Source organism: Streptomyces sp. CA-294286 (assembly GCF_050947155.1).
In the GTDB taxonomy this organism is placed as follows: domain Bacteria; phylum Actinomycetota; class Actinomycetes; order Streptomycetales; family Streptomycetaceae; genus Streptomyces.
Map to the genome: position 1 here is coordinate 1,994,448 of NZ_CP192005.1, position 23,609 is coordinate 2,018,056.

The window sequence follows — 23,609 nt, forward strand, 5'->3', positions numbered from 1 at the left end:
CTTGCGTGTCCTTAGAGGGTGTTGAGGGGTGTGCGGGTGCTGTGCGCCGTCGGCACGGGGTGGGGTGCAGGGGTGCTGAGCAGGGGTGTGGGGTCGCTGAGGAGGGGTTCGGGGGTGGGCGGGAGGGGTGTCGGGCTGTGGAGGTTCGGGCCGAGGAGCCAGGTGGCGACCTCGCGGACGGCTCCGTGGCCGCCGGGGGTGCGGGTCGTGGCGCGGGCGGCGGCGCGGACGCTGCCGTGGGCGTCGGCCACGGCGACGGGCCAGCCGGCGAGGGCGAAGCAGGGCAGGTCGTTGACGTCGTTGCCGACGTACAGGACGCGGGAGGGGTCGACGGACTGCTCCGCGCACCACTGCTTGAGCGCGAGGTCCTTGCGGTCGACGCCGTGCAGGACGGGGATGCGCAGCTTGCGGGCGCGGGCGGCGACCACCGGGTTCTGCTCGGTGGACAGGATGAGCAGCAGAATCCCGGCGTCCCTGAGGGCGGCGATGCCCAGCCCGTCCCCGCGGTGCACGGCGACCGTCTCGCGTCCCTCGGCGTCGATGAGCACCCGGTCGTCGGTCTGCGTCCCGTCGAAGTCGAGGACCACGGCGTCGACGTCGCCGCGGGTGGGGAGGCCCGCCGTGTCGAGCAGCGGCGCGAGCGCGCGGGCCCGTTCCAGGTCGCGGGGGTCGTCGACCTCCAGCACGCGGGCGGGGTCGGTCCGTACGAGGGCGGTCCGCCCGAAGAACCGGTGCCGGTGCCGGCGGAACCCGGCGACGTCCATGGCGTAGGCGGCGCCGGTCTCCAGCAGGTCCTCGGGCCGGTCCTGGCGACGCGGGCGGGTGGCCTTGTCGTGGTTGACGCCGGTTCCGTTCCGGGCGCCGGGAGGTGGGGGGTCGGCAGGCGCCGCGCCTTCGGAGCCGGGCGGGGGCGTGACGGCGGGTGTCGCGCCGTCGGAGCCGGGAGCCGGGGTGACGGCGGGTGCCGCACTGTCGGAGCCGGTCGGGGGCGTGACGGCGGGTGTCGCGCCGGGGGCGTCCTGTTCCGCGCCCTCCTCGCGCCACACGAAGCCGTGGAACGCCGCCACCGTCACCGCCGTGTCCGCCCCGTCGAGGACCGCACGGGCGACCCCGTCCACGTCCTCCCCCGTGACGAAGGGGCTCGTGCACTGCACCAGGAGCACGGTCCCGGGCTCGTCGGCCCGCACGTCGAGTGCGTCCAGGGCGTGCAGCACCGCCGCCTCGCTGCTCGCGGTGTCCCCCGCGAGCGAGCCCGGCCGGACGACCACTTCGGCTCCCGCCGCCAGCGCGGCCGCGGCGATCGCGTCGTCGTCCGTGGAGACGACGACCTCGGTGACGTGCCCGGCGGCGAGGCAGGCCCGTACCGCCCGTACGACCAGGGGCACGCCGCCCACCGGCGCCAGGTTCTTGCCGGGGACGCCCTTGGAGCCTCCCCTGGCGGGGATCACCGCCAGCACCCGTCGCGCGCGTTCCATCAGAGTTCTCCCATACGTCGGATGACGGGTGCCACTCGCTGCACCCCGTGCCGGTAGGCCCCCCGGGCCGCCTCCCGCACCGCGTGGCGCACGGCCTGCCGCACGCCGCTGCCGCGCTCCGGCGGAGCCTCGTCGAGGCGGTGGCGGGCGAGGATGCCGGGGAGGTAGCCGGTGGCGGTCCCGGCGGTGTAGTACGGGGCCGGGGGCGCGAGCCGCGGCTGTGCGAGGAGAGCGGCGAGCTTGGTCCGCACGGTGTCGTACGGGTCCCCCTCCGTCAGCACCCCGTGCCGCACCAGCCACTGCTCGTCGGCCGCCGGCCGGTGCCCGGCGTCCAGCCGGTCCCAGGAGGTGAGGCAGCCGCTGCCGAGGAAGTGGTGGTTGCCGAGGGGTTCGCGTACGCCCAGGTCGGTCAGCACCGCCGTCGGGATACCCCGGTGCAGGGACTCCAGCGCGGCGGTGGAGCTGACGGTGACCAGCAGCCCGGTCCGGTCCAGGACCTCGCCCATGTGCCCGTACGCCAGACGGAAGTTGGGCGGCGGTGCCAGGTCCCGCACGAGCCGCTGGTAGGGCAGCTCCTCGATGTGCGTGGTGTGTTCGCCCGGCTTGCTGCGCAGCTTGAGGACGACCTCGCGGTCAGGGTGCAGCCGGGCGTGCCCGACGAGCCGCCGCAGCAGGTACGTCCGGTCCGCCCGCCGCTCCGGCACCGAGGGCTGGGCCGCGAAGACGACCGTGTCGGCGACGCCGCCGTAGGGCGTCCCGCCCAGGAAGGGCAGGGCGGCCCGGGTCACGCAGGACGCGTCGGCGCCGACGCCTTCGTACACCGCCCTGAACCGTTCCTCGTCGTACGGCGAGTTGGCGAGGACGAGGTCCGCGCCGTGGCGCAGCAGGAGGCCGTCGGCGAGCTTCTCGTAGACGACGCCCACGTACCCGGTGACGAGCACCGGACGGCGGGCCGGCTGCGGCCAGAGCCGGGCCAGACCGTGCAGCAGGGCCTGTACGGAGCCGCCGACGAGAGCGAGGACGATCACGTCGTACGGCCCGCCGCGCACCAGGCCGAGGAACTCCGTCCCCGTCACCTCGCGAGGCACGGGCAGGCCGGCGCCGACCTCGCCGAGCTGGCGGGCGGTCGGAGTCGCGCGTCCCCGCAGCAGGAATCCGGTGATCGCCGCGCCGGAGCCGGACAGGTCCCCGGCAATCCGCCGCGCCGTGAGCGCACCCCATTTCCATCGGGTGTCCGAGTCTGCGAGTACGGCGACCCGCAGCGTTTTGCGGCTGCTTGTTTCTGCTGGCACGAGGAAAAAATTAGAGACCGGTTCCGTTTCCCGGCCCAACTCGACAGCAACAGACGGTTAACAGCAATCGACGGGCGGACGGGACGCGTGGGAAAGATTGCGATTCACCTTTGCGACACGGACAGTTCACCCCGCATCCGCCGCCACGCCCTAATGTCCGGCGGGTGGTCAAGCTCTCCGTCGTCGTGCCGTTCTACAACGTGCAGACATACGCCCCAGATGCCCTGAGAAGTCTCCGCGCGAACGCCCGCGACGACTTCGAGTTCCTTCTCGTCGACGACTGCTCGACCGACGAGACCCCGGAGCTCCTCAACCGCGCGGAACGCGACCTGCCCGGCGCGGTCCTGCTCCGACACGAACACAACGGCGGTCTGGCGACGGCCCGCAACACCGGGCTGGACGCCGCGCGCGGCGAATACGTGACCTTCCTGGACGGGGACGACTGGTACGCCCCCGGCTACCTCACGCAACTCGTGGACGCCGTCTCCTCGTTGGGATGCGACTTCGTGCGCACCGACCACGTGCGCTGCGACGGCCGCACCCGGTCCGTGCAGCGCGTCCCGCACGGCAGGCGCGGCGAGCCCGTTTCGCCGCGCTCGGCGATACTGCCCGCCGACCGCTCCACCTCGGTGGACTACGCGTTCGCCTGGGCCGGGGTCTACCACCGGCGCCTGTTGGACCGCGGTCTGCTGCATTTCACCGACGGGCTGCGCACGGCGGAGGACAGGCCGTGGATCTGGCGACTGCACCGGGAGGCGGATTCATTCGCCGTACTGGGACTTCTCGGCATTTTCTACCGCCGGGGAATTTCCTCCTCGCTCACCCGGATCGGAGACGTGCGACAACTCGATTTCATCCGCGCCTTTGATCAGATACTGGAGGAAACGGCACGCGACGCGGACGCGTCCTCCCTGCTCCCGAAGGCCGTACGGACGTACTGCGCCATCATTTCCCACCATCTGGGGAGTGCGGCGGAACCGAACAGATTTGAACCGGCGGTGGCGAGACAATTGCGGGCGATGAGCGCGGCGGCCCTGCGGCGGATGCCGCAGGACGTCCTGACGGAGGCACTGAACTCGATGGACGTACAGCGCGCGGGACGCCTGCGCCGGCTGCGGCGGGGCCTGCCGGGGGTGGCGGCCTGATGTCCCGTACGACCGACTCCGCGCCGGACCCCACGGCCGCCGGCTCCGCGCGGCCCGACCCCACGGCCGCCGGCCCCACGCTGCCCGACCCCACGGCCGCCGGCTCCGCGCTGCCCGGCCCCACCACGGCCGACCGCACGACGGTCGCCGCGACCGGATCGGCGTCGAGCCGTCCCGTGCCGGCCGGTTCCGCGCCCGCGACGCAGGTCTTCCTCGCGTCCACCCTGTACGGAACCGCGACGCTCGCCGCCGCCATCGACAGCGGCTGCTTTCCGCCCGCCGCCCGCCGCATCCTCCTGGCCAGCAACAACGCGGCCGTCCCGGAGACCACGCCGCCCCTGACCCAGTCGCCCGGCTTCGCCCGGCTCCGTACCCGCTTCGACGACGTGCGCGACTGGAACGAGGCGATCGCCCCGCTGCACCCGAGCGGCTGGACGCCCCGCGCCGACGATGTCCCGCTGTGGGAGCGGCGGTTGAGGAGGGAATGGGGCCTGGCGGACGACGAACCCGTCTCCCTCGTCCTGGAGTCCATCCAGGTCGCCCCGGCCCAGGCGGTCGCCCAGCTCTTCCCGGACGCGCCCATCGACGTGTACGCGGACGGCCTGATGAGCTACGGCCCCACCCGCAACAAGCTGGACCCGCTGATCGGGGGCCGGGTCCGGCGCCTCCTCCACCTGGACCTGGTGCCGGATTTGCGACCGCTGCTGCTGAGCGAGTTCGGGGTGCGGCCGGCCCTCGTCCCGACGGACGCCTTCCTGGACGTCCTGTCGGAACTCTGCGACACCGAGGCGGACTTGGCCGTCGGTGACGGCGACGAGCGGCCCGCGCTCCTGCTCGGCCAGTACCTCTCCGCCCTGGCCATCCTCACTCCGGAGGAGGAGGAGGACCTGCACATCAGGATGCTGCGGGGCGCGGTGCGGCGGGGGCACAAGCGGGTGGTGTTCAAACCGCACCCGTCCGCGCCGTCCCGTTGGTCGTCGCGACTGGAGCGGGAGGCGGCCGAGCTGGGTGCCGAACTCATGGTCTTCGACACTCCGTTGCTGGCGGAGGTCCTCTTCCGCCGACTGCGTCCGGCGCTGGTGGTCGGCTGCTTCTCGACCGCCCTGTTCACGGCGCACGCGCTGTACGGGATTCCGACCGCACGCGTCGGCACCGAACTGCTGCTCGAACGCCTCACCCCCTACGAGAACAGCAACCGCATACCGGTGACGCTGGCGGACGCACTCCTGCCGGACCTGGAGGAGTCCTCCCCCGCCGCACCCCCGGCCGACCCGTCGGCACTCGTGGCGGCCGTCGGGTACGCCATGCAGCCGCGGCTTTACCCCGCTCAACGACCGCACGCCGAACGCTACTTGCGCGCACATTCGCACCGTCGCTACTTCAAGCGGCGGCGGCTCACCGCGCTCGGCCTGCCGGGCGGACTGCCGCAACGCCTGGCCTTCGTACCGCGCAACGCGACCGTGCGGAGGATGGCCCGCACAGTCCGCAGGCTCACGGCTTGATGCCGAAGACGTGCACGATGCCCGGCGTATCGGCGAGGGTGTGGGGCGCGAGCGCGTGGTACGCCCACACATGCACCCACGCATTGCCGGTGCGCAGCGTCAGCACGGTCTTGAACATGCCCGGAACGAAGTACGTGACCAGCAGGAACGCCAGCGAGAGCAGCGCGTCACCCGGCGAGTCGAAGAGCGTCCAGGCGTCCCACAGGTGCAGGGCGGTGTACGTCAGTCCGCCCAGGATGACGGTGGTCGCGGCGGACCCGGTGAGCTTGAGGAAGCGCGGCACCAGGATCGCGTAGAGGAAGACCATCGCGGGCAGCACGGCGCCCGCCAGGTACAGCACGAAGGTGAGCGGCACACCGAGCAGCAGCTGACGCCCGCTCAGGTCGAAGATCTCCGGCTTGAGCGCGGCGATCTGCACCGCCGTCTCCAGCACGAGCACGACGAGAATGACGAGGGCGTCCGAACGCCTGTTGCTGGACCGGAGGTTGAGCTGTTCGGTGCTGTACCGGCGGCGGAACCAGAGGAGCGGGACGACGGCGTACACGAGGAGGTTGTACGCGGCCCAGCCGATCGCCTCGCTCACGGCGACGTGCGCGTGGGTTCCGTAGATCGACCCGGCGAGGTGGAAGCCGAAGGCGTTCCAGCCGAGCAGTTCGGCGATGCCGTACCCGAGAGCGAGACCGAGCGCCCCGTACGCGAGGAGGAGCAGGGTCTCGCGGCGGGCGAGGTCGCGTTCCGGGGCGCGGGAGGCGAGGTCGGGGATCGTGCGCTTCCTGGTCAGCGCGTACACGACGAGGCTGAGCAGCACGAACTCGACGAACGCCAGCGCCGCGTCGCCGAGCCGGCCGGACACCGTGCGGGAGGCGCCCGGGGCCGGCCAGTCGAAGGGCAGCGCGTCGCGCGCGAGGAGCAGCAGCAGGACGACGACGAGGGCCGCGGCGGCGACGGTGACCTGGACGCTGCGCTCACGGACGAGTCCGGCGAGGAAACGCCCGGGGCGGGGCGTGCGGGCGGACCGCTCGGCGTCGCCACGCGGGGTATCCGCCCCGGGGTCGTGCCCGGGACCTCGTAGGGAGCCGTGCCCGTGGCCTTGTTCAGAGCCGCGCCCGTCGCCTTGCACGGAACTGTGTCCGGGACCTCGTACGAAACCGTGCCCGTGGCCTTGTTCGGAGCCGTGCCCGTCGCCTTGCACGGAGCCGTGCCCGTCGCCTTGTACGGGGCCGTGTCCGGGTCCTTGCGCGGAAGCGCGCCCGGGACCTTGCGGGGAATTCTGGCCGGGACCCGCCCCGGGGCCGTCGCCGGAACCCGGGGCGGGGTCCTGGCCGGGAGCGTGTGCGGGGTTGCGGCCGGGGTCCGGATCCGGTCCGAAGGGGTCGCGCGAAGGGAATCGGGGCACGGGCGTCGCCTCCCTCAGCCGCCCGCTGCCGGGCGTGCCGCCCAAGGTAGCGCCGTACCGGCGAGTCGTCCCTCCCTGCGCACGACCGGAACCGTCTCGCCGTCCTCGTACCGGGGTACGACAGCGGAACCGGGCCCGTGGTGTGACGCCGCGGGCCCGCCCACCGGCCTACCTTCCTCTCCGTACCGGCTCATCGGCCCGCCCCGGACCCTCACCGGTTCATCGGCGCACCACTCGACGGGCCGGGCCGCTGCCGTACCGTCCGCCGCCCACTCGGGAGGAATTCCGCCGTGTCCCAGCAGCTCCCGCGCCGGCACGTGATCCTCGCCACCGTCGCGCTGGTCCTCCAACTCGTCCTGCTGCACGCCCACGCGTCGCAGCCACCCGCGCGCCCGGCCCTCACGCACGGCGCGGGCCCGGCCGTCCCGGCTCCCCCGCCGGATCAGGCCGGGCCCGGCGCCGAGGTCCGATGCCAGTAGTCGACGTCGCCGCTGAGCCCGGGGGCGACCACCAGGCGACGCCGCTCCCGGCCCGCCCCGTCGCTCACCACGAGGCGTCCGTCGCGGTACGAGACATGGGCGCGGTCCGCGGTCCACAGGCAGGCCGTACGGGCCGCCCTTTTCGCGTCGTAGGAGAAGGCGGTGACCGTGCGGTTCGTACAGGCGAGGTAGTGACCGGCCGGGAGCATCACGTACGGCAGCCGGCCGCTCGCCTCGCGGACCGGCACCACGAGACGCACCCGGTCACGCCGCTCGCCGCTGTGGCCGTCCCACGTCTCGTACCGCGCGCGGACCTCGTCGAGACCCACCGGCGGCCCGTGCCGTCTCCACCGCCGCCAGGTCAGCGCGCCCACCACTATGACGAGTCCGGTGTACGCCCAGCCCTTCGCCCAGGGGCTCCAGTCCACCCGGACGACCACCTGCGCCAGCAGGGCGCAGGAGAACAACGGTGTGTAGAGGCCGAGGGTCCGCAGGACCGCACGGGGGAAGTCGCGGTTCACCGGGAGGTGCCGTCCGGGTGCGGCGGCCGGTGCGTGGGGACGCGGGGCGCGGTCGCGACCTTCCGCACCCGGCGCGGCGCCGTCTTCCGCACCGGATGCGGCACGCCCGGCGCACCCGAACCGGCACACGCGTACGCCGTCCTCCGCACCCGGTGCGGCACCGTCGTCCGTGAACCGTCCACTGCTCTCGCCCCCTGCGCTCCCGTTCCGCCGCCCGCCCCCCTTCTGCCCCTCGCCACGGGACGTATCCGCCGTCCCGCGATCCCGTTCGTCCGGGACTACGCGTCGGCCGGGTGCGGGCCCGAGGGCAGGGGGATCTCGGACAGGATCGGGAGGACGACGGATTCCTCGTAGTCCATGTGTGCCGTCAACTCCTCTGCGATCGCGTGGAGTTCGGCGAGGAACGCCGCCGGGTCGGCCGTCGCGAAGTCGTCGAGGTGGGCGACGAGCCGGGACTTGAGGACGGCCACCTTGGCGTGTTCCTCGCGGAGCCGGCCGATGGCCTCCGCGAGGTGGGGGTGGTGCAGCTCGATCTGCGGGAGGACGGCCGCGTCCTCGCTCCTGTGGTGGAAGTCGAGGGTCTCGCAGAACGCCAGGCAGTGCTGGCGGATCTGGAGGCCCAGACCGGGCAGGGTGGGCGCTCCGGGGGCCGTCCGTGCCGCCGCGTAGTGCGCTTCGGCGTCGTCCCGTACGCGCTGGAGCTGGCCGCGCAGCCAGAGGTGGATCTCCAGGAGCTTGTCGCCGACGGTCAGGACCGGGCGGGGGCCGCCGCCGGGGGCGGGCGGACCGTACTCGGTGCGGTCGAGGACGACCACGGGAAGCGTGCGGGTGGTCTGCGCCTGGTACTCGGCGTAGCCGGGCTCGGCGCGGACGACCTCTTCGAAGAGGCGGTCGCGGCGCTCGCCCTCCGCGGGGACGGCCACCGCGTCGTAGGTCGTCCTGCCGACCTCCACCTGCACGGCGGGGTGGGCGAGCACGTTGTGGTACCAGGCGGGGTGCCTGGGCGAGCCCAGGTTGGAGGCGACGAGGAGCAGCCGGCCGTCCGCGTCGGCCACGTAGCCGAGCGGGACGGTGTGCGATGTGCCGGACTTCGCGCCGGTGGTGGTCAGCAGGAGCAGGTCGGAGCCTTCGAAGGGGCCGCCCACCGTGCCGCCGTTGGCGCGGAACTCGTCGATGACCCACTGGTTGAAGGAGGCGGGTTCGGTCTCGGACGTGGCGGATGCGGACGCCGGCGCGGCGGCGGATGCGGAGGGGGAGGGGGATGGGGATGGGGATGGGGATGCGGATGGGGATGCTGCGGACGACATGCGGTGTCGACACTCCTGTACAGGTGTGGGTGGACTCCGCGGCAAGCGAGGCGCGGCGCGCGCTCGTGCGGCACGGAGGAGAGAAGAGAGGGAAACGGGCGGCGCAGAGCTGCCGAGCGCTTCAGATACGGGGTGCGGAGTAGGTACTCATCACACGGGCCCCTTGGGGTGAAGGTGCTGGCTCGGTTGCCGGCCTGCCCACTTCTCTGTGGCCGACGCCGCGCTGCACGGCGCTCATTACAGCCCGGCCGTTCGAACGTGTCAACCCCCGGACATGGCGACCGTCGCGCACACCCGCCCACCGACGTCCGGGGGCCAGGCGAAGGGAAACGCGCCGAACGTCCGGGGCCGCGCGAAGAAAGACGCGCCGACGTCCGGGGGCTGGACGGGGAGAGGAGAGAAAGAGGCGCGGACGGGACCGGGGGAACGGATCCCGCCCGCGCCAGGTGCGCAGAGCCGCAGGTACGGGGGGAACCCCGGCTCGTGCGCAGCCGATGACCAGTCGGCTCACTCATTACTGCGCCGTCGCCCCGAAAAGTGTCACACCCGTGCGCGCGAGGGACCCACGAGCGGCAGAGAGGCACCGTTCGCGGCGGACGCTACCGGTGCGCGTCGAAGCGTCGGCGCACTCTGCTTCAGGCCCTGGTGGACGGCGGAACTGCGGTTGACGACGGAGCTTCGCTTCGAGGCGCTGTGCCCGCTGCCGGGCCGGCCGTTCCCCTCGCCGTCGCCGTTGCCCTTGCCGTCGCTTCCGTTTCCGTCGCCCGGACCGTGGCCGCCGGCCCCGTTCCCGCTTCCGTTTCCGCCGCTCTGGTTCCCGTTGTCCTGGCCGTCGCCGCGGGGTGGCTTCGGGGCGGGGCGGGTGCCGTCGCCCTTTCCGCCCAGCAGGTCGTCGCAGAAGCGGGTGATGCGGTCGGCACCCCTGGCCTCGGTCTCCAGGTACGTCCGGAGGTTGTCCGGCAGGCGGCCGGACCGGTAGTCCCGGCATGCCTTGACCGCGTACTGCTGCCGGTCGCCGGACGACCTGCCGCGCCCGCCGGAGACGTGGGGCTGCCCGGCGACCGAGGAGCCGGACGCCCCGGCCGAGTCCGACGCCCCCGAGGCCCCGTCCGAACCGGAGCCGTCGGACGAGCCGGGCCCGCCGGTGGCCCGGTCGGTGCCCGCGCCGTCGGTCGAGCCGTGTCCGCCTCCCGCGGCGGAACCGCCGCCGGGGGCCCCGGCGGTCGCTTCCGTGCCGGCCGGGGCGTTGTCGCGGCGGGGGTCGGCGGAGCTGTCACCGGACGTCCCGCCGGTCTGCCCGGGACGTTCCGGATCGGCGTCCGTCCGGGCGTCCGGGGCGTTGTCGGCGGATTCCGTTTCGCCGGGGTCCGCCGCCGCGGAAACGGAGGAGGCGGGTTCGGGGCCGGAGTTGCCGAACGGGAACGGCGACCGCAGGACGCCCACTCCGGCGGCGACGGCCACCCCTCCCAGGGCACCGGCCGCGAGCGCCGACACCAGGCCGATACGCAGCGGCCGTGCCCAGGCGGAACGCCGACGAGCCGGCGCGGTACCGGCCCTGGACTGCCGGAACGCCGCCAACGCGGCTGCCTCGCCCGGGAGTTCACCGCTACCGGTCGTACCGTCTGCCGTGCTGCCCGGCCCCGCGAGGCCCGCACCGGAGCGCAGCGCGGCGAGCGCCTCGGCGAGCCGCTCGGCCTCGGCGTTCCCGGCGTACGCACGACCCGACGCACCGGCGGCCCGGCCCTGCGGGCCCGCCCCCGAGGCGCCGTCCGCGTCTGCGGCACGATCCCCGCCGTCCGTGCGACCCGCGCTCCCGGCGCCGCCCGCACCCTCGGCGTGACGCGCGTCACCGGCGCCGTCCGCATGGCCCGCCCCGCCGCGCAGCAGACGTTCCGCCACGTCCTCGTCAAGCCACTCGTAGCGCTCGTCGGCCATCACATGTCCTTCTGCGTCCGCGCGCGCGATTGCGTCACACCCTTGCCCCCGTGCGCACCGCGCGCCGGCCCCGCCACCCCGGCCGGACGCCGGCCCCTTTGCAGCGGTACACCTTCCAGTTCGGGCGATGGTACGGACGTACCGCCCGCCTCCGCCTCCCCCTCCGCCGAAGCTCCGCCGAGCGGCCCGCCCACCGGTTGCCCGTCCTGGACGCCCAGCAGTTCCGCGAGCCGCTTCAGCCCCCGGTGCGCGGCGGTGCGCACCGCGCCGGGCCGTTTGCCGAGCGTCTGTGCCGCGCTCTTCGCGTCGAGCCCCACGACCACGCGCAGCACCACCGCCTCCGCCTGGTCCTGGGGAAGCTGGGCGATGAGGGCCATCGTGTCGTGGGTGGCGAGGGATTCCATCGCCTCGCCCACGGTGTCCGATTCGGCCGGTTTCTCGGTGAGTTCGGTGTCGTCGCCGCCGATGGCGGGGCGACGGCCCCGCATCCGGATGTGGTCGAGCGCGCGGTTGCGGCCGATGCGCGCGGCCCAGCCCCTGAACCGGTCGGCGTCGCCGCTGAACCGGTGCAGGTCGCGCGCTATCTGCAACCACGCCTCGGAGGCGACGTCCTCGGCCTCCGGCTCGCCGACCAGTGTGCGTATGTAGCCCAAAAGCCGTGGATGCACGGCGCGGTACACAGTCCGGAAGGCCTGCTCGTTCCCGTCCTGCGCCGCGAGCACCGCGGCGGTCAGCTCCGCGTCGTCCCCCAGCACTACCTCAACCTGTCCCCAGTCGATGCTGGTCTCCCTGGCGCACCACCCCAGCGCGAATGTGCACGCTACGACGTCAACGGGCGATTCGTCCATGACTTGTACAACGTGCAACGACCTGCTGACACAGCGAGGTGTGACAGAAAACGCATCCCCGGCGCAGTACTGAGTACGGGCTCGTCGCACAGCCCGTACGGACAGACGGCCGGGGTCACTCCTGTGGGGGGTGGCGGCCCCGGCCGTCCTTCCGGCAACCCCCCCCTGACCAGGCAAAACACGAGCCGTGCGGCCTCTGCATGGCCAACGCGTGACCAACGGAGCCCGACACCCGCTCGATCCGCCGCACGTCTCGCGCCGACCGCTCTGGATGTCAGTTGCCGTAGAGGGTGGGCAAATCGACCAGGAGAAGGTCATCACGACGGTCGGCCAGCTCGATCAAGTCGGGATAGAAGCCGTGCAGGGAGTACAGGGCCAGCGTGGTGGCAGCGGTGTCGTACCCCTGATCCGCGAGCAGAGCGCGGATGCGCTCCAAACGCTCCAGGTCACCCGTCCCACGCCGCGCGGCGGTCGCCTTGGCCTCCCCCAGCAGCGCGATCCGCGCACGGGGAGCCTGCGGGCGCTCACCGGCAGCCAGGGCGACGACATCGACCTCGTGCTTCGTCCGGGCGGCCTGGTCGGCGACCTCGGTGGTGCCGACCGGGCCGGTCAGTCCACCCGGCAACAGGGTGTGTGCGTAGCGGCGGGTGAAGTCGCGGGCCAGGTCCTCGAAGTGCGGCCCGAGGATTTTGGAGTAGAAGGTCGGAGCGGCCTGCTGCCACACCTGCTCGGCGAATCCCTGCTCCACGGCGGCGGCCTGCGGGAGGGTGATGAGCTGGTTGAAGCGGATGACGGGGTCGGCGAGCGTGATGACGGGGTGCCTGGAGCGGAGGATGTCTTGTTCCCGCTGGATGTAGCCGGTGGATTCCAGCACTCCGAGCGGGTGGGCGACTGCGTTGCGTGGGCGCTCCAGGGCCGCGCCGACCTTGCTGGGGGTGGTGGCGCCCTGCGCGATCGCGGTGAGGGTGTCGTAGTACAGCGTGTGCTGCGTGATCCTCGGGTCCTCGCGCAGCAGGTACTCGGTCTCGGTACGCGAGTACACAGCCCGGCCCGGGTCGAGCAGAGTCCGGGTCAGCCAAGTGTCGAAGCCGTCGTCCGGATGCGGCCGGGCAGCTACCGACCGGTAGCCGGGGGCCCCGCCCAGAACCGAGTGCACCTTCAGCGCGGTGAACGGGTCCTCGATCTGCCAGAAGGTACGGCTGTCCCGGTAGCCGAAGGCACCCAGCCGCAGGTCGACGACGGCACGTCCCCGGAGCGGCTTGGTCCCCGAGAGCAGTTCGTGCATGACGCTCATCGCGGAACCGCACAGAATCAGCCGCGGACCGGGCCCGTCACCGGGCCGGGCGCCCCGCTGGCGTTCGTCGTAGAGCTGTTGCAGCAGCCCCGGGATTTCGGGCGAGTGTTGGAGCAGGTACGGCAGCTCGTCGATCACCAGGAGCGGGTGCGGAGAACGGGCGGTCACCTCAAGGGCGTTGGACAGGACATCACGCCAGTCGGTCAGCCGCAGACTCCCTGGCCGCAGGCGGGCGTGGGCGGCGACCGCGTCACTGAACCGTTGTATCGCGGGCAGCCTTCCCTCCTCCCGGACCGCTGTGACGTACAGGCCGCCGACCCGCTCGGACAGGGCCTGCAAGAGGTAGGACTTGCCGTGCCGCCGCCGCCCCGACACGATGCCCAGCCGCATCGCCGGGTCCGGATCGGTGACGAACTCCGTGAGCAGACCCCACTCCCGGTCGCGGTCGACCACATCGTCAGGCTTGGCCAGCAGGTTCTTCACTATCCCTCCTCCACATCGACTGCGACGAAATTCGTCTAAGTATAGTTCGACACATTGCGTCGTACTGAGGTTTTCCTCTGCGCAGCCTCACCCACGGAATCGGGCGGTATGCCGAGTTCCGCGAAGGGGCGGTTTGGATCGTGAGTGAGACGGGGAAGTCGGTCGGCGACGCGTACGACAACGCCCTGATGGAGTCGGCTATCGGCCTGTTCAAAACCGAACTGATCAAACCCGGCCGCCGCTGGAAGACGCTTTCCCAGGTCGAACCGACCGCCGCTGAGTGGGTCGACTCGATGTGTGTCGATCCCTCATCGCCGGCGGTCGCGGCATGGACCCAGCCGAGGGGGATGTACAGGACGTCACCGGGTTTGAGTGTGATCTCGGCCGTTGGATCGCCCAGACGGGTCGGATCCACCTGGGTAGCGGAGGTGTCCTGCCGTTCCCACAGGGACCACGTCTTGCTCCCTGCCAATTGCAGCAGGAAGTTCTCCTCCCCGTCCACGTGCGGAACGAGGCCTGGGTGGCCGGCTGCCGTACAGAAGACGTGTGCCTGAACCTCACAGCCGAAGTCCTCACTCAGCCGGCTGCTGAGTTCCGTCGCCTCGGACACCCAGTGCTCGGCGTTGGCCAGCACGACCGTCGCACCGGCGTCGAGCAGGTGGCGGATCCTGTCCTCGTCCACGAAGTCCGCCACCGGTTGGTCGGCGATGGTGCGGACGCGGGTGAACTCGGCCGGATGGTGCAGACGTCCCCCCATGGACACACTGACCCGGTCGGCACGCAGTCCCTGCCGCAGAAGCTGGTCCAGGACCGTGGCGGGCAGCGTCCCGGGCAGGACCGCCTCCGGACCGGCTCCCCCCACTGCGTAGGTGCGCCGCCAGTTCCGTGCGGTGAAGTCCGAGGGAAGCCCCCAGGCGGCGAAGAGTTCTTCACTGCCCACGGGTCACCTCGTCGAACTCCTCCCGCCGGAACCAGGCAACGGCCAGGCAGGCACGCACCGTGGGCGCCATGTGCTCTCCCAACGCACGCACCACCGTGCCGTGTGCCCGTGCCCAGGCTTCACGAGGAGCCCCCGAGCGCGGCACGCCGTCGTCCGCCTGGGCCAAGGCCGCCCGTTGTTCACGCCAGTGCGTGGCCCCCGTGTTCACGGCCTCGTCGAAGGGGATGCGAACGGCGCCTTGGTGCCATGCCTTGTCCACCAACAGCACTGCCGGGCCGGGCTGTTGGGTGAGCACGGCTGTGCCCAGCACGGCCAGAATCCTTCGGGCGTCCAGGCCCATGAGGATCAGCCCGGCCTCCTCCACCGGATCGGCGTCCTGGTCAGGCAGGTCGAAGACTGTGTACGGCTGCTCAAGCATGGCTGCGCTCCGTTTCGCCTGCCGCGACCTGGGCCAGGATGCTCCCGGCCACGCGTGAGACTCCGACGCGGTGTCCGTCGATGTTGCGTGCGGCCGGCCCGAGAATCATGCAAGCAGCCGCGCCGATTGCGTGCACGCGTGGTGCGGCCCGATACGCGAGGGTCGCCTCGTCGAGATCCGGCCATCCGTCACGCAGCCCCACCACGTCTGCGGGAAGCAATTCGCTGCCGACGTTCGGCCGGGTTCCCAGAGCGAGTACCACGCGGTCGCCCGAGACCGCGCTGCCGTCCTGAAGATTCACACCGCCGGCATGCAGGCCGGCGGCTTCCGAACCGCGATGCACCGTCAGCCTGCCCTCAGCTTCGGCCTTCTGCAGCGTGGGCCGGAACTCAAACATCACGGAGGCGACACGGTGCTGGACCATCAGCTGGAGCCGTTCCTCCCAGGTAGTTTCATGGAAGCGGCCGCGGCCTTCTGCCCGGAAGAACGAAGCGTTCTGGTCGGCGCATTGGTAGTGCTCGTTCTGCTTCCGCAGGACCCAGTGCACATGAGAGCCGTTGGCGAGGTCATTGGCCACGACGTGGGCCCCGCTCAGCCCCGCCCCCACGACGACGGTTGTCTCTGCCCGCGCCGTGGGCTCATCCCAGTGCTGGACGCGTTCGGGAAGTTGCCCGGCCAGGAGGCACGTTCCTCTCCCGTGCACAGCGCCACCGACGAGGCCGTGATGTCACCCCGCGTCGTGCGGAGGACGACATCACTGGAGCCGGGTATCACCTCCAGCACTTCGCCCTGCCACAACCGTTCGGCCAGGTCGTGCGCGTCGACCACGTGGTCGACGTAGGCCTCAAAGATGTCCAACGGGACGAGCGCGCGATGCCCCGCCTGCGCCATGCGGACCTCTCGCCTCTCGACCGCGGTGAGCGATGCCCAGTTCAGTCTCGCGAAGTCGAGCAGTTCGCAGTCCCGGTGGCCCTCCGCTCCGGGGTGGTGCTCATAGGGCGAACGCAGCGTGCGCTGCCGCAAGGTGTCCGCACGCCGGAAGAAGCGGCCGCCAAGCCGTCCCTCGCGGTCCACGATGACGATGTCACCGACACCGGCGTGCCACAGCGTGGCGGCCAGGTTCAGGGCAGCGAGTCCGCCGCCGATCAGTACGACATCGGCGCGGCTCGGCAGCTCATCGACCCGGGCCGCTCGGCGGAAACGCTTCGTGAGGTTGCGGCCGCGCGGTGACGTCAGCAGCTCAGGCGGCGGTAGGAAGACAGTCACGTCATCTCCGGTAGTGCTAAGGGGATACGGAAGGGTGAGTTGACCGGGAAACGGCGAGCATGAGGACGAACGGCAGCGCCAGAGCGGCGAGCCCGAACATGACAGGGCGCGGGCCGACCAGGTCGATCAGTGCACCGATAGCGACGACGGCGATGAGCCGCACCAGGGCGGTGGCCGCGCTGCTCGCCGCCAGGACCCTGCCGCGCACCGGGTCGGGCGTGATGCGCTGGCGTGTGGTGGCCACTACGACGAATGCAAGCGCCGAGGCCCCGTCGAGCACCAGTACCGCCGAGGCCAGCCAGAGGGGAGCGTCGAACAATGCAAGGAGAGCCACCGAGCCGCCGTTGACGGTGAGGACGGCTGCGAGCAGTTGGGGCCACCTGGGCGTGTCGACGTACCGTGCCAACACGAAACTGCTCACCAACCCTCCGACGCCCGCCGCTGAGACAACAAGCCCCGTAGTCAGGGGTTCAAAGTCCAGTTCCTTTTCCGCCCGTACGAGCAGGGGAAGAAAGGCCGCGACCGCCAGAAGGTGCATGTAGCAGGCACCTGCTAGCAGAACAGCCTGAACGCGATCCCGCATGATGAGTCGCAGACCCGCCAGAACGGACTCGTCTTCCCCGGCGCCATCCGCGGTCGGTTGATTCTTCGGCAGTCTGGCGAGCAGCAGCGCCGATCCGAGGAAGCTGACCGTATTCGTCGCAAACGCGATCATCGGGCCAAACGCTTGTAGCAACCAGCCACCTGCTGCTGGTCCAGCCAGGGTGGCTGCGGCGTCCGAGCCCTCCACGTATCCGTTGGCCCGCATGAGATCCCGGCCCGATACGAGGTTCGGGATGTAGCTGCCGGCCGCAGTGTGGAACACGGCGTCGGCGATCCCGGTGAGCAGGGCGAGCAGCACGAGGGGGACCAGTCGGGCACCGCCGAAGGCGACCTCAAGGCCGATCGCGATGAAAGCGATCGCGCGGACGAGGTCGGCTGCCACCATCAGACCGCGACGCTCGCGGCGATCGACCAGCGCCCCGATCTGCAACGCACCTATGACCTGCGGGAGTTGGTTGGCGCCGCCGACCAGGCCGGCGGTGAACGCGGAACCTGTCGTGGCAAGCACGGCCAAGGGAAGTGCCACGTCGGCAACACGGTCACCAACGATGCTCAGCGCCCTGGCGCCAATGAAGTACCGGAGCAGGGAGTGCGTGGGGCCCGACGGGGCCGACGGATCAGCGCCGTCGGCCCGTCGAACCTTGGACTCAGCCAATGAGCGTCACCGGGACGACGACCTCAATGACCGGCTTGGGCGGCATGCCGTTCGCCACGTACTCCTCGATGAGGCCCTTGACCTTCTTCGGGCTCTCGGTCGGCGCCGGCTGGAACCGGGCGTGGGCCGCGTTCCCACGCCGCTTGGCACACTCGATGGTGAACATCTTGAGGACAGCCTCACCGGGCCGAACCTCACCGTCGTAGAAGGTGATCCGGGTCTGGTCCGGGGTCATGAACGTCTTGGCGAACTGCCGGGAGACGATCATGGCGTCGGCGTCGTTGACGAACTTCGTGCCCTCACCAGCGGTCATCTGCCAAATCAGCCACGACTGATCGGTCAGGTTCGTCTCGGACTTGATGACCTGCCAGCGTCCGGCCTCGGGGAGCTCGAACGACACCGCGATGTCGTGCTCCTTCGTGTCGATGGCACCGGAAATCATGAGGACGCGGCGCTTGAGGTCCGCACTGGCGGCCATCTGGATGTCACGTGCCAGTACACGGGACTGAACATCCAGGCCGGGAAATGTAAGCGAAATTCGAACTCCTGAGTCTCGACTCACGGAACGGTTCTCGCGCACCCGGCGATTCGATCGCCAGGCCGGGGTGAGGTTAAGCACGAGAAGTCAACCCTGACAAGGTCGAGAGTGAGCCAAGCTCCTCTAGCGGATGGGCCCTTCGCTCCCTAGGATCGGCCCAATGTTGGAGGGCAGAGGTAGCGTCCACGTCCGGTCGGGACTGCGTGTGGTCCTTCACTCGGCCCCTGATTCCGAGGTGGTCAGTGCGGCCCTCGCCGTGCGCGTGGGGTCCCGCAGCGAGACATCCGCATGGTCCGGGATCGCACACCTTGCCGAGCATGTGGCCTGCGGGGCGGACACTCCCCGCACCCGTGCCTTGGGGTAACGACACTGTGGAAATTCCCCGTGATCCTGGACACGGTTCTGTTATGCCGCGAGGGCCTGTTCGTTCCGGTAGCGCTGGCGGGTTTCGCGGGGGGGGTGAGGTAGTCCCAGTCGATGTGCTCGCGGAGCCTGCGTCGGTTGTAGAAGGTCTCGATGAATTCGAAGTTGCGGCGCGGGCGGTGGCCCGGTCTGTCCAGGAGCGGGTGCCGATTTCCTCTTCAAGGACGGCCCAGAAGCTCTCGCACGGGTCGTTGTCGAAGCAGATTCCCGTTCACCCCACGCTTCGTCTGCGCGCCAACCCTTCGATCCGTCACGAGTTGGGAAGAGGTGTACTCCGATCCGCGATTGGAGTGGATCACGCATCCGGGTTCCAGGCGGCCCAGTCCGACGGCCATGTCGACGACCAGGTCCGCGCGGTGGTTGTTGGGCATCGAGTAGCCGACCAGTTCGCGTGTCGCGGGGTCGAGCCAGTCGGCGAGGTAGAGCCAGCCCACGGCGGTCGGGGTGTAGGTGATGTCCCCGACGATCTTCCGGCCGGGGCTCTCGACGTGGACGCCGCGGCCGAGCAGGTCGAGGGCCGGGGCGGAGCGGCTGTCCTGCTTGGTCAGGCTGCGGCGGCCGGTGCGCCGGGTGCGGCCGGCGATGCCGTGCTCGCCCATGACCAGCTCGACACGCTTGTGGTTGACCGCGTTTCCCTGGCGGCACAGTGCGGCGGTCACCCGCAGTACCCCGTACGTCCTCCTGGAAGCGAGGTGGGTCACGGTGATCTCGTGGACGAGGGCCTCATCCACCCGTCGGCGCTGTTCGCGGGCCTGGGCCCCGCGAACCACGACGACGGTGAGCTTCCGCAACCGCTTCAGCTCCGCCTCCACCCCGCAAGACGAAGCGCCGATGAACGCCTGGATGGCCACGTGACCAACGCATGACCAACAGCCCCCAGTAACAGGCAGAAACACCCAGTTCGAGACCGAACTACACCACAGTCGGGAATCTGCATCTGGACGGCAAAATGCCTGTTCAAGGGCGCTTTATGGGTGAGCCCGGCCAGGGGTGGCGGCCCCGGCCGTCCTTCCGGCACATCACTCCCGGCCGGGGAACGCCCCTCGGCGCGGAACCGCCCGCACGCGCGGGGGGGCGGCGCTACCGCCGCCGGGCCCGTCGTGCCGCCGCCGCCCGCAGTACGCGCTTGCCCTCGTCGGACTGGACCAGGACGGCGCGCAGGCCGTCGCCCTCGGCGGCGAGCAGGTCCAGCAGGCGCTCCTGGCGGCGAAGCTCTCCCGTGGTCAGCGGGCCGCCGTCGCGGTCTCCGTCCAGGTGGCGGTGCACGGCCAGGGCGGCGGCCGAGCAGGCGCTCGCCCACCGGTGCAGCTCCGCCGCCTCGTACACCCGCGGGACGTCGGCCGCCCGGCGCAGTTCCGCCACCGGGCCGGGGTGCGGGCGGCCCCCGGCGGCCCGTACGACGCCGACGGCGGCGGCCCGCAGCCGTCCGAGCCACGCCTCGCCGCCCTCGGCCGCCTCCCAGAGCGGACGCAGCGCCGCTCCCGTGTCGACGGCGAGTGCCGCGCCCGCGCCGTCCTCGACGTACTCCAGGAGCGGCAGGCAGCGGTCCAGGCAGGCGAGCGCGCTGATGCCGAGGCTGCGTTCGTCGGCGCGGGCGAGCCGCTGCGTCAGCTCGGTCAGTTCCACCAGGGGCAGACTCACTCGTTCTCCTCGGTACGACGACACGGCGGCCGTACGGCAGGCAGCGGCGCGACGAGTCGTGCGGCAGGCGGCGCGGCGGGGGCTGGACGGCGGCCGTCCGGGCCCGTCGGATACGGACCCACTGCCTCCGTCTGCGTACCGGCGCCGGATTGCGTCACTGGGGAGCGGCGACTCGGGCCGGCGCCGGGCCCCGCGGCCGGAACGTCACTGCTGTCGCTCCAGCCCCAGCACGTCCAGGAAGTAGCCGAAGAGTTCCTCCGCCAGCGGGTCCGCCTCCGCCGACAGCACGGTCACCAGGGGCTCCAGCTCCACGGCCTTCCCGGCCTCCGCGGCCCAGGCGACGCCCTTCTCCGCGGCGTCCTGCGGCGACAGGAACAGGTCCTCCAGCAGCAGCCCGTCCGCCTGGAGGTACCCGGCCATCGCCTCGCGGCCCAGGCACGCGAACCACGAGCCGCCGTCCGGCATCGCCGCTTCGACGACCACGCAGTCGCTGCCCATCACGAAGGCGAAGAGGGCGGGCGCCCCGGTCTCGCGGCACACGCCGCGCGCCAGCGCACCCATGTCGCCGACCTCGGGCTCGCTGGGGCGCTCCCAGACCTGCCAGCCGCCCACCCGCTCGTCATAGAGCGCGAGGTCGTCTCTGACCTCGGACAATGCTTCCAATCCCGAGAGCGGCCCGGTGCTCTTCCCCACGACGAAGTAACCCCAGAAACCCATTTGCTCCACTCCCCCCACGCGCTGATCCCAAGAAGCTCAAGCCTCACCCGAGCTGGGCCGTAACGGCCAGTTGCGCACGTATCCACCACAGCCCTGGCACATTGTGCCCACATGACGGGGGGTCATGGCCATCGAGGGTCACGAAAAGCACCTCACCGTCTCATTCCACCTCGGCTGCCAGCTCCTTGAACCCCTCCCAGTCCAGTGCGGGCTTCCGCGGGTCCCAGAGCTTCTGTGCCGTCGCGAACAGCGGCAGCCGGATGCCGCGGGCGACCTGGTCCTGCGTCTGCGCCCCGTGCAGATCGCACCAGACGGCGAACTGCCCGCCGGTGATCTGGGCGTCGTAGCGGGCCGGGACGGCCTCGCTGCCGCGCAGCACGCGCGGGTTCCACTCCTCGTAGATGCGGCGGCCGGTGGGGTACCGGAAGGTGTGGGGCTCGCCGAGGACGTAGTAGAGGTACTCGTCGTTGACGTTCAGAACCCTGCGGCCCTCGCGCAGGTACTCCAGCGGCTTGCGGGCGCCGATCTCCTTGCCCGTCCAGTACGCGACCTCGCGGGACTTCGGCGCGTCGACGACGCCGCCCGCGAAGTAGCCGTCGTTCCAGGCGCGGATGTCGGTCCTGCCGTGCCCGGCGAGCACGGCGGCCCGGTCGTTCAGCCAGCCGGTCGCCAGGTCCTGCACCCGGGCCTTCGGGCCGTACTTCCGTTTCGCCTCACGGGCCAGCCGCGGGTACGCGGCCTCCGGGTCGTCCGCGGTCAGCGCACGGTACTCGTCGCCGCCCAGGTGCCAGGACGTGCCGGGGAAGAGCTGCGCGTACTCGGCGAACAGCTCGTCGACGATCCGCGCCGCCTTCGGGTGGGCGATGTCGACGGCCCCGCGCGCCGGCTTGCCGGAGACGCTGCGCAGTTGCAGTTCGGGGTGGGCGGCGATGACCGCGCCGAGGTGGCCGGGCGAGTCGATCTCGGGGATCACCCGGATGTGGCGGGACGCGGCGAGGGCGACGATGCGGCGGACCTCGGCATGGCTGAGGTGGCTCTCGGAGACGATCTCGGGGTGGGAGGCGGAGGCGATGCGGAAGCCCTGGTCGTCGGAGAAGTGCAGGCCGAACTCGTTGAGCTTGAGGTCGCCCATCTCGCGGATCCGGTCCTCGATCCACTCCGCGTCGAAATGCTTGCGGGCGGTGTCCAGGGCGAAGCCGCGCCGGGGCTTGGCGGGCGCGTCCCGCAGCACCCCCTCGGCCAGCCCGCCGCCGGAGCGGACCGCCTGCTTGAGCGTGCGGGTGCCGTAGAAGACGCCCGCCTCGTCGCCGCCGGTGATCCGGACCCGGCCGTCACCCGTCGTCACCGTGTACGACTCGGGGGTACGGGAGACACCCGCGACGCCCGGTGCGCCCAGCGCCAGCTCCACGTCGCCCGGCCGGGCCGGTACGCCCTGTGCGTACCGCTTGCCCAGTTCGCCCGCGAGCAGCCGTCCCTCGTCGGCGAGGGCCGGCTCGCTGCCCGCCGCGACGACGACCCGGGTGGAGGCGAGGGGCCGCCAGCCCTCGCCGCTGACCCGTTGCTGCTCCCGCACGAAGGGCACGGTGCGGGCCGGCCCGGTCACCGGGCGGGCGGAGGCGGCGGGCGAGGACGGCGCGGCGGCCTTGGCGTCGCTCCGGGCGCCCTCCGACCGGGCGGCCTCCGCCGGTCCTGTCGGCCGCCCCGTCGCGTCGGGCCAGGCCGCCACCGTCACCGTGGCCGCCGCACCGATCACGACGGCGGCTCCGAGGACCAGCGCCGCGCGCGGCACCCGGCTGCCCGATCCGCGCGAGCCCGGCCGTGGTGTCTCTCGGGAATCACTCATGCGCACTCAACTTTCGCTTCTGTCGCATACCGTACCCAATTCACCCGAAAGAGGGGGTTTATCCTGGTCACGCTGTCTACTCCGCACACATGAACCCTCCCGTTCGGATGAAATTCGTGCATTCGTCGGACACTTGCTTCGTCCCGTCGATAGCGTTTGCGGCCCCGCCATCGACCGAGCCGCCCGCGATTCGAGGAGTTCCGCTGCACCCCTCCGTCTCCCTTACAACGAGCGGCCGTGGCGGCCGGAGCCCCCTCATCCCGCTCGACGGGTTCAACGCCGCCCCGGCGGACGCCGCCGAGGCGGCCCTCCTGGCCTGCTGCCGCAGCCACCGCTGGGCCGCGCGGGTCGCCGCACACCGCCCCTACCCGGATCCGGCATCGCTGCTCGCCGCCGCCGAGGAGGCCTCGTACGACCTGTCGGGGGAGGAGGTCCTCCGCGCGCTCGCCTGCGAGGACGCGCCCGGACCCGGCCCGGACGCGCCGCCGCCGGCACGCACCGCGCTGCACGCCGCCCGCGCCGCGTACGAGAGCCGCTTCGGGCACGCCTTCGTGATCTGCCTGGACTCCCACCCGCCCTCCCGCCACCTGGACCGGACACTGTGGGCCATCCGCTACCGGTTGGGCAACGAACCCGACGAGGAGCGCGCGGTCGCCGCCGACGAGCTGCGGCTGCTGGCCCGCGGGCGGCTCGCCCGGCTCGTGGGGGAAACCGGGCCGCCGGACGCCGGGCCGGTGCCGGTACCGCGCTGACCCCTCCGAGCAGCCTTCCGCGGACTTTCCCGGCCCCCTGCGTTGCGCTGTTGGACTGCCTGTTTGATCACACCGGGGGCCCCCGCGCGAGGGAACCGACAACTCGTCGCTACGATGACCGGGGCCGGTGGACCGT

22 protein-coding genes and 2 pseudogenes are annotated in these 23,609 nt (G+C 71.6%); 6 read left to right on the forward strand and 18 right to left on the reverse strand.

The annotated features are described in order from the left end of the window. Window positions 1–11 precede the first annotated feature (11 nt). Window positions 12–1,475, reverse strand: a complete 1,464-nt coding sequence (locus ACQPZG_RS13450) for a cytidylyltransferase domain-containing protein (RefSeq protein WP_433546040.1) — start codon at window positions 1,473–1,475, stop codon at window positions 12–14. After that, window positions 1,475–2,767 (reverse strand): DUF6716 putative glycosyltransferase, encoded by a 1,293-nt coding sequence (locus ACQPZG_RS13455; protein ID WP_433546041.1) that lies wholly within the window; start codon window positions 2,765–2,767, stop codon window positions 1,475–1,477. Before ACQPZG_RS13455 ends, ACQPZG_RS13450 begins: the two co-directional genes overlap by 1 nt. Window positions 2,768–2,931: 164 nt before the next feature. Here ACQPZG_RS13455 and ACQPZG_RS13460 point away from each other — a divergent pair, with 164 nt between their 5' ends. Continuing rightward, window positions 2,932–3,912: a glycosyltransferase family 2 protein gene (locus tag ACQPZG_RS13460; RefSeq protein ID WP_433546042.1), complete on the forward strand. Its 981-nt coding sequence runs from the start codon at window positions 2,932–2,934 to the stop codon at window positions 3,910–3,912. Continuing rightward, window positions 3,912–5,414, forward strand: a complete 1,503-nt coding sequence (locus tag ACQPZG_RS13465; protein WP_433546043.1) for a polysialyltransferase family glycosyltransferase — start codon at window positions 3,912–3,914, stop codon at window positions 5,412–5,414. The genes ACQPZG_RS13460 and ACQPZG_RS13465 overlap by 1 nt, the downstream gene beginning before the upstream one ends. Here the strand turns inward: ACQPZG_RS13465 and ACQPZG_RS13470 are convergent. Then, complete coding sequence (locus tag ACQPZG_RS13470) at window positions 5,404–6,534, reverse strand: hypothetical protein (protein ID WP_433549637.1); 1,131 nt, start codon at window positions 6,532–6,534, stop codon at window positions 5,404–5,406. The two genes, ACQPZG_RS13465 and ACQPZG_RS13470, sit on opposite strands and share 11 nt — an antisense overlap. Before the next feature lie 566 nt (window positions 6,535–7,100). Between ACQPZG_RS13470 and ACQPZG_RS13475 the strand changes: the two genes are divergently transcribed. Next, on the forward strand, window positions 7,101–7,289 hold the full coding sequence (locus ACQPZG_RS13475) for a hypothetical protein (RefSeq protein WP_433546044.1): 189 nt from the start codon (window positions 7,101–7,103) through the stop codon (window positions 7,287–7,289). Here the strand turns inward: ACQPZG_RS13475 and ACQPZG_RS13480 are convergent. The 5 genes from ACQPZG_RS13480 to ACQPZG_RS13500 all read right to left on the reverse strand — a co-directional run bounded on the left by ACQPZG_RS13480 (window position 7,253) and on the right by ACQPZG_RS13500 (window position 13,680). Then, on the reverse strand, window positions 7,253–7,810 hold the full coding sequence (locus tag ACQPZG_RS13480; RefSeq protein WP_433546045.1) for a hypothetical protein: 558 nt from the start codon (window positions 7,808–7,810) through the stop codon (window positions 7,253–7,255). The genes ACQPZG_RS13475 and ACQPZG_RS13480 overlap by 37 nt on opposite strands. Window positions 7,811–8,088: 278 nt before the next feature. Then, window positions 8,089–9,117, reverse strand: coding sequence for a nitroreductase/quinone reductase family protein (locus ACQPZG_RS13485; RefSeq protein WP_433546046.1), 1,029 nt, complete (start codon window positions 9,115–9,117; stop codon window positions 8,089–8,091). A gap of 540 nt (window positions 9,118–9,657) precedes the next feature. Beyond that, the gene (locus ACQPZG_RS13490) at window positions 9,658–11,052 is read right to left on the reverse strand and encodes a hypothetical protein (RefSeq protein ID WP_433546047.1); all 1,395 of its coding nucleotides are present in this window, start codon (window positions 11,050–11,052) and stop codon (window positions 9,658–9,660) included. Continuing rightward, a complete protein-coding gene (locus ACQPZG_RS13495) occupies window positions 11,052–11,807 on the reverse strand; it encodes an RNA polymerase sigma factor (protein ID WP_433549390.1) in 756 nt (251 codons plus the stop codon). Before ACQPZG_RS13495 ends, ACQPZG_RS13490 begins: the two co-directional genes overlap by 1 nt. A 367-nt stretch (window positions 11,808–12,174) precedes the next feature. Next, on the reverse strand, window positions 12,175–13,680 hold the full coding sequence (locus ACQPZG_RS13500; RefSeq protein ID WP_433549391.1) for an AAA family ATPase: 1,506 nt from the start codon (window positions 13,678–13,680) through the stop codon (window positions 12,175–12,177). 155 nt (window positions 13,681–13,835) lie between these two features. On the opposite strand from ACQPZG_RS13500, the pseudogene ACQPZG_RS13505 reads away from it, so the two are divergent. Further along, window positions 13,836–13,964 (forward strand): annotated as a pseudogene (locus tag ACQPZG_RS13505) (IS3-like element IS987 family transposase); the annotation flags it as partial. Between the two features lie 20 nt (window positions 13,965–13,984). On the opposite strand, the pseudogene ACQPZG_RS13510 reads toward ACQPZG_RS13505, so the two are convergent. The 6 genes and pseudogenes from ACQPZG_RS13510 to ACQPZG_RS13535 form a co-directional block, all read right to left on the reverse strand. Then, a pseudogene (locus tag ACQPZG_RS13510) lies at window positions 13,985–14,434 on the reverse strand (JmjC domain-containing protein); the annotation flags it as partial. A 172-nt stretch (window positions 14,435–14,606) separates the two neighbouring features. Continuing rightward, complete coding sequence (locus tag ACQPZG_RS13515) at window positions 14,607–15,035, reverse strand: DUF6187 family protein (RefSeq protein ID WP_433546048.1); 429 nt, start codon at window positions 15,033–15,035, stop codon at window positions 14,607–14,609. Next, window positions 15,028–15,612: a hypothetical protein gene (locus tag ACQPZG_RS13520; RefSeq protein ID WP_433546049.1), complete on the reverse strand. Its 585-nt coding sequence runs from the start codon at window positions 15,610–15,612 to the stop codon at window positions 15,028–15,030. The genes ACQPZG_RS13515 and ACQPZG_RS13520 overlap by 8 nt, the downstream gene beginning before the upstream one ends. A 14-nt stretch (window positions 15,613–15,626) precedes the next feature. Beyond that, window positions 15,627–16,301, reverse strand: coding sequence for an FAD/NAD(P)-binding protein (locus ACQPZG_RS13525; RefSeq protein WP_433546050.1), 675 nt, complete (start codon window positions 16,299–16,301; stop codon window positions 15,627–15,629). A gap of 16 nt (window positions 16,302–16,317) precedes the next feature. Continuing rightward, a complete protein-coding gene (locus ACQPZG_RS13530; RefSeq protein WP_433546051.1) occupies window positions 16,318–17,559 on the reverse strand; it encodes an MFS transporter in 1,242 nt (413 codons plus the stop codon). Continuing rightward, window positions 17,552–18,037 carry a DUF6423 family protein gene (locus tag ACQPZG_RS13535; RefSeq protein WP_433546052.1) on the reverse strand — a complete coding sequence of 162 codons (486 nt, stop codon included), beginning with the start codon at window positions 18,035–18,037 and terminating at the stop codon, window positions 17,552–17,554. Before ACQPZG_RS13535 ends, ACQPZG_RS13530 begins: the two co-directional genes overlap by 8 nt. 220 nt (window positions 18,038–18,257) lie before the next feature. Here ACQPZG_RS13535 and ACQPZG_RS13540 point away from each other — a divergent pair, with 220 nt between their 5' ends. Beyond that, entirely contained in the window at window positions 18,258–18,461 is a 204-nt protein-coding gene (locus tag ACQPZG_RS13540; RefSeq protein WP_433546053.1) for an insulinase family protein, read from the forward strand. A gap of 217 nt (window positions 18,462–18,678) precedes the next feature. Here the strand turns inward: ACQPZG_RS13540 and ACQPZG_RS13545 are convergent, their stop codons facing one another. From ACQPZG_RS13545 to ACQPZG_RS13560, 4 genes are all read right to left on the reverse strand, one after another. After that, the gene (locus tag ACQPZG_RS13545) at window positions 18,679–19,371 is read right to left on the reverse strand and encodes an IS3 family transposase (protein ID WP_433546054.1); all 693 of its coding nucleotides are present in this window, start codon (window positions 19,369–19,371) and stop codon (window positions 18,679–18,681) included. A 229-nt stretch (window positions 19,372–19,600) separates the two neighbouring features. Further along, the gene (locus ACQPZG_RS13550; protein ID WP_433546055.1) at window positions 19,601–20,161 is read right to left on the reverse strand and encodes a hypothetical protein; all 561 of its coding nucleotides are present in this window, start codon (window positions 20,159–20,161) and stop codon (window positions 19,601–19,603) included. Window positions 20,162–20,365: 204 nt separating this feature from the next. Further along, on the reverse strand, window positions 20,366–20,878 hold the full coding sequence (locus tag ACQPZG_RS13555; RefSeq protein ID WP_433546056.1) for a hypothetical protein: 513 nt from the start codon (window positions 20,876–20,878) through the stop codon (window positions 20,366–20,368). Window positions 20,879–21,038: 160 nt separating this feature from the next. After that, window positions 21,039–22,721 (reverse strand): beta-N-acetylhexosaminidase, encoded by a 1,683-nt coding sequence (locus ACQPZG_RS13560; RefSeq protein ID WP_433546057.1) that lies wholly within the window; start codon window positions 22,719–22,721, stop codon window positions 21,039–21,041. Window positions 22,722–22,828: 107 nt separating this feature from the next. Between ACQPZG_RS13560 and ACQPZG_RS13565 the strand changes: the two genes are divergently transcribed. After that, complete coding sequence (locus tag ACQPZG_RS13565) at window positions 22,829–23,473, forward strand: 2-oxo-4-hydroxy-4-carboxy-5-ureidoimidazoline decarboxylase (protein WP_433546058.1); 645 nt, start codon at window positions 22,829–22,831, stop codon at window positions 23,471–23,473. Window positions 23,474–23,609: the final 136 nt, after the last annotated feature.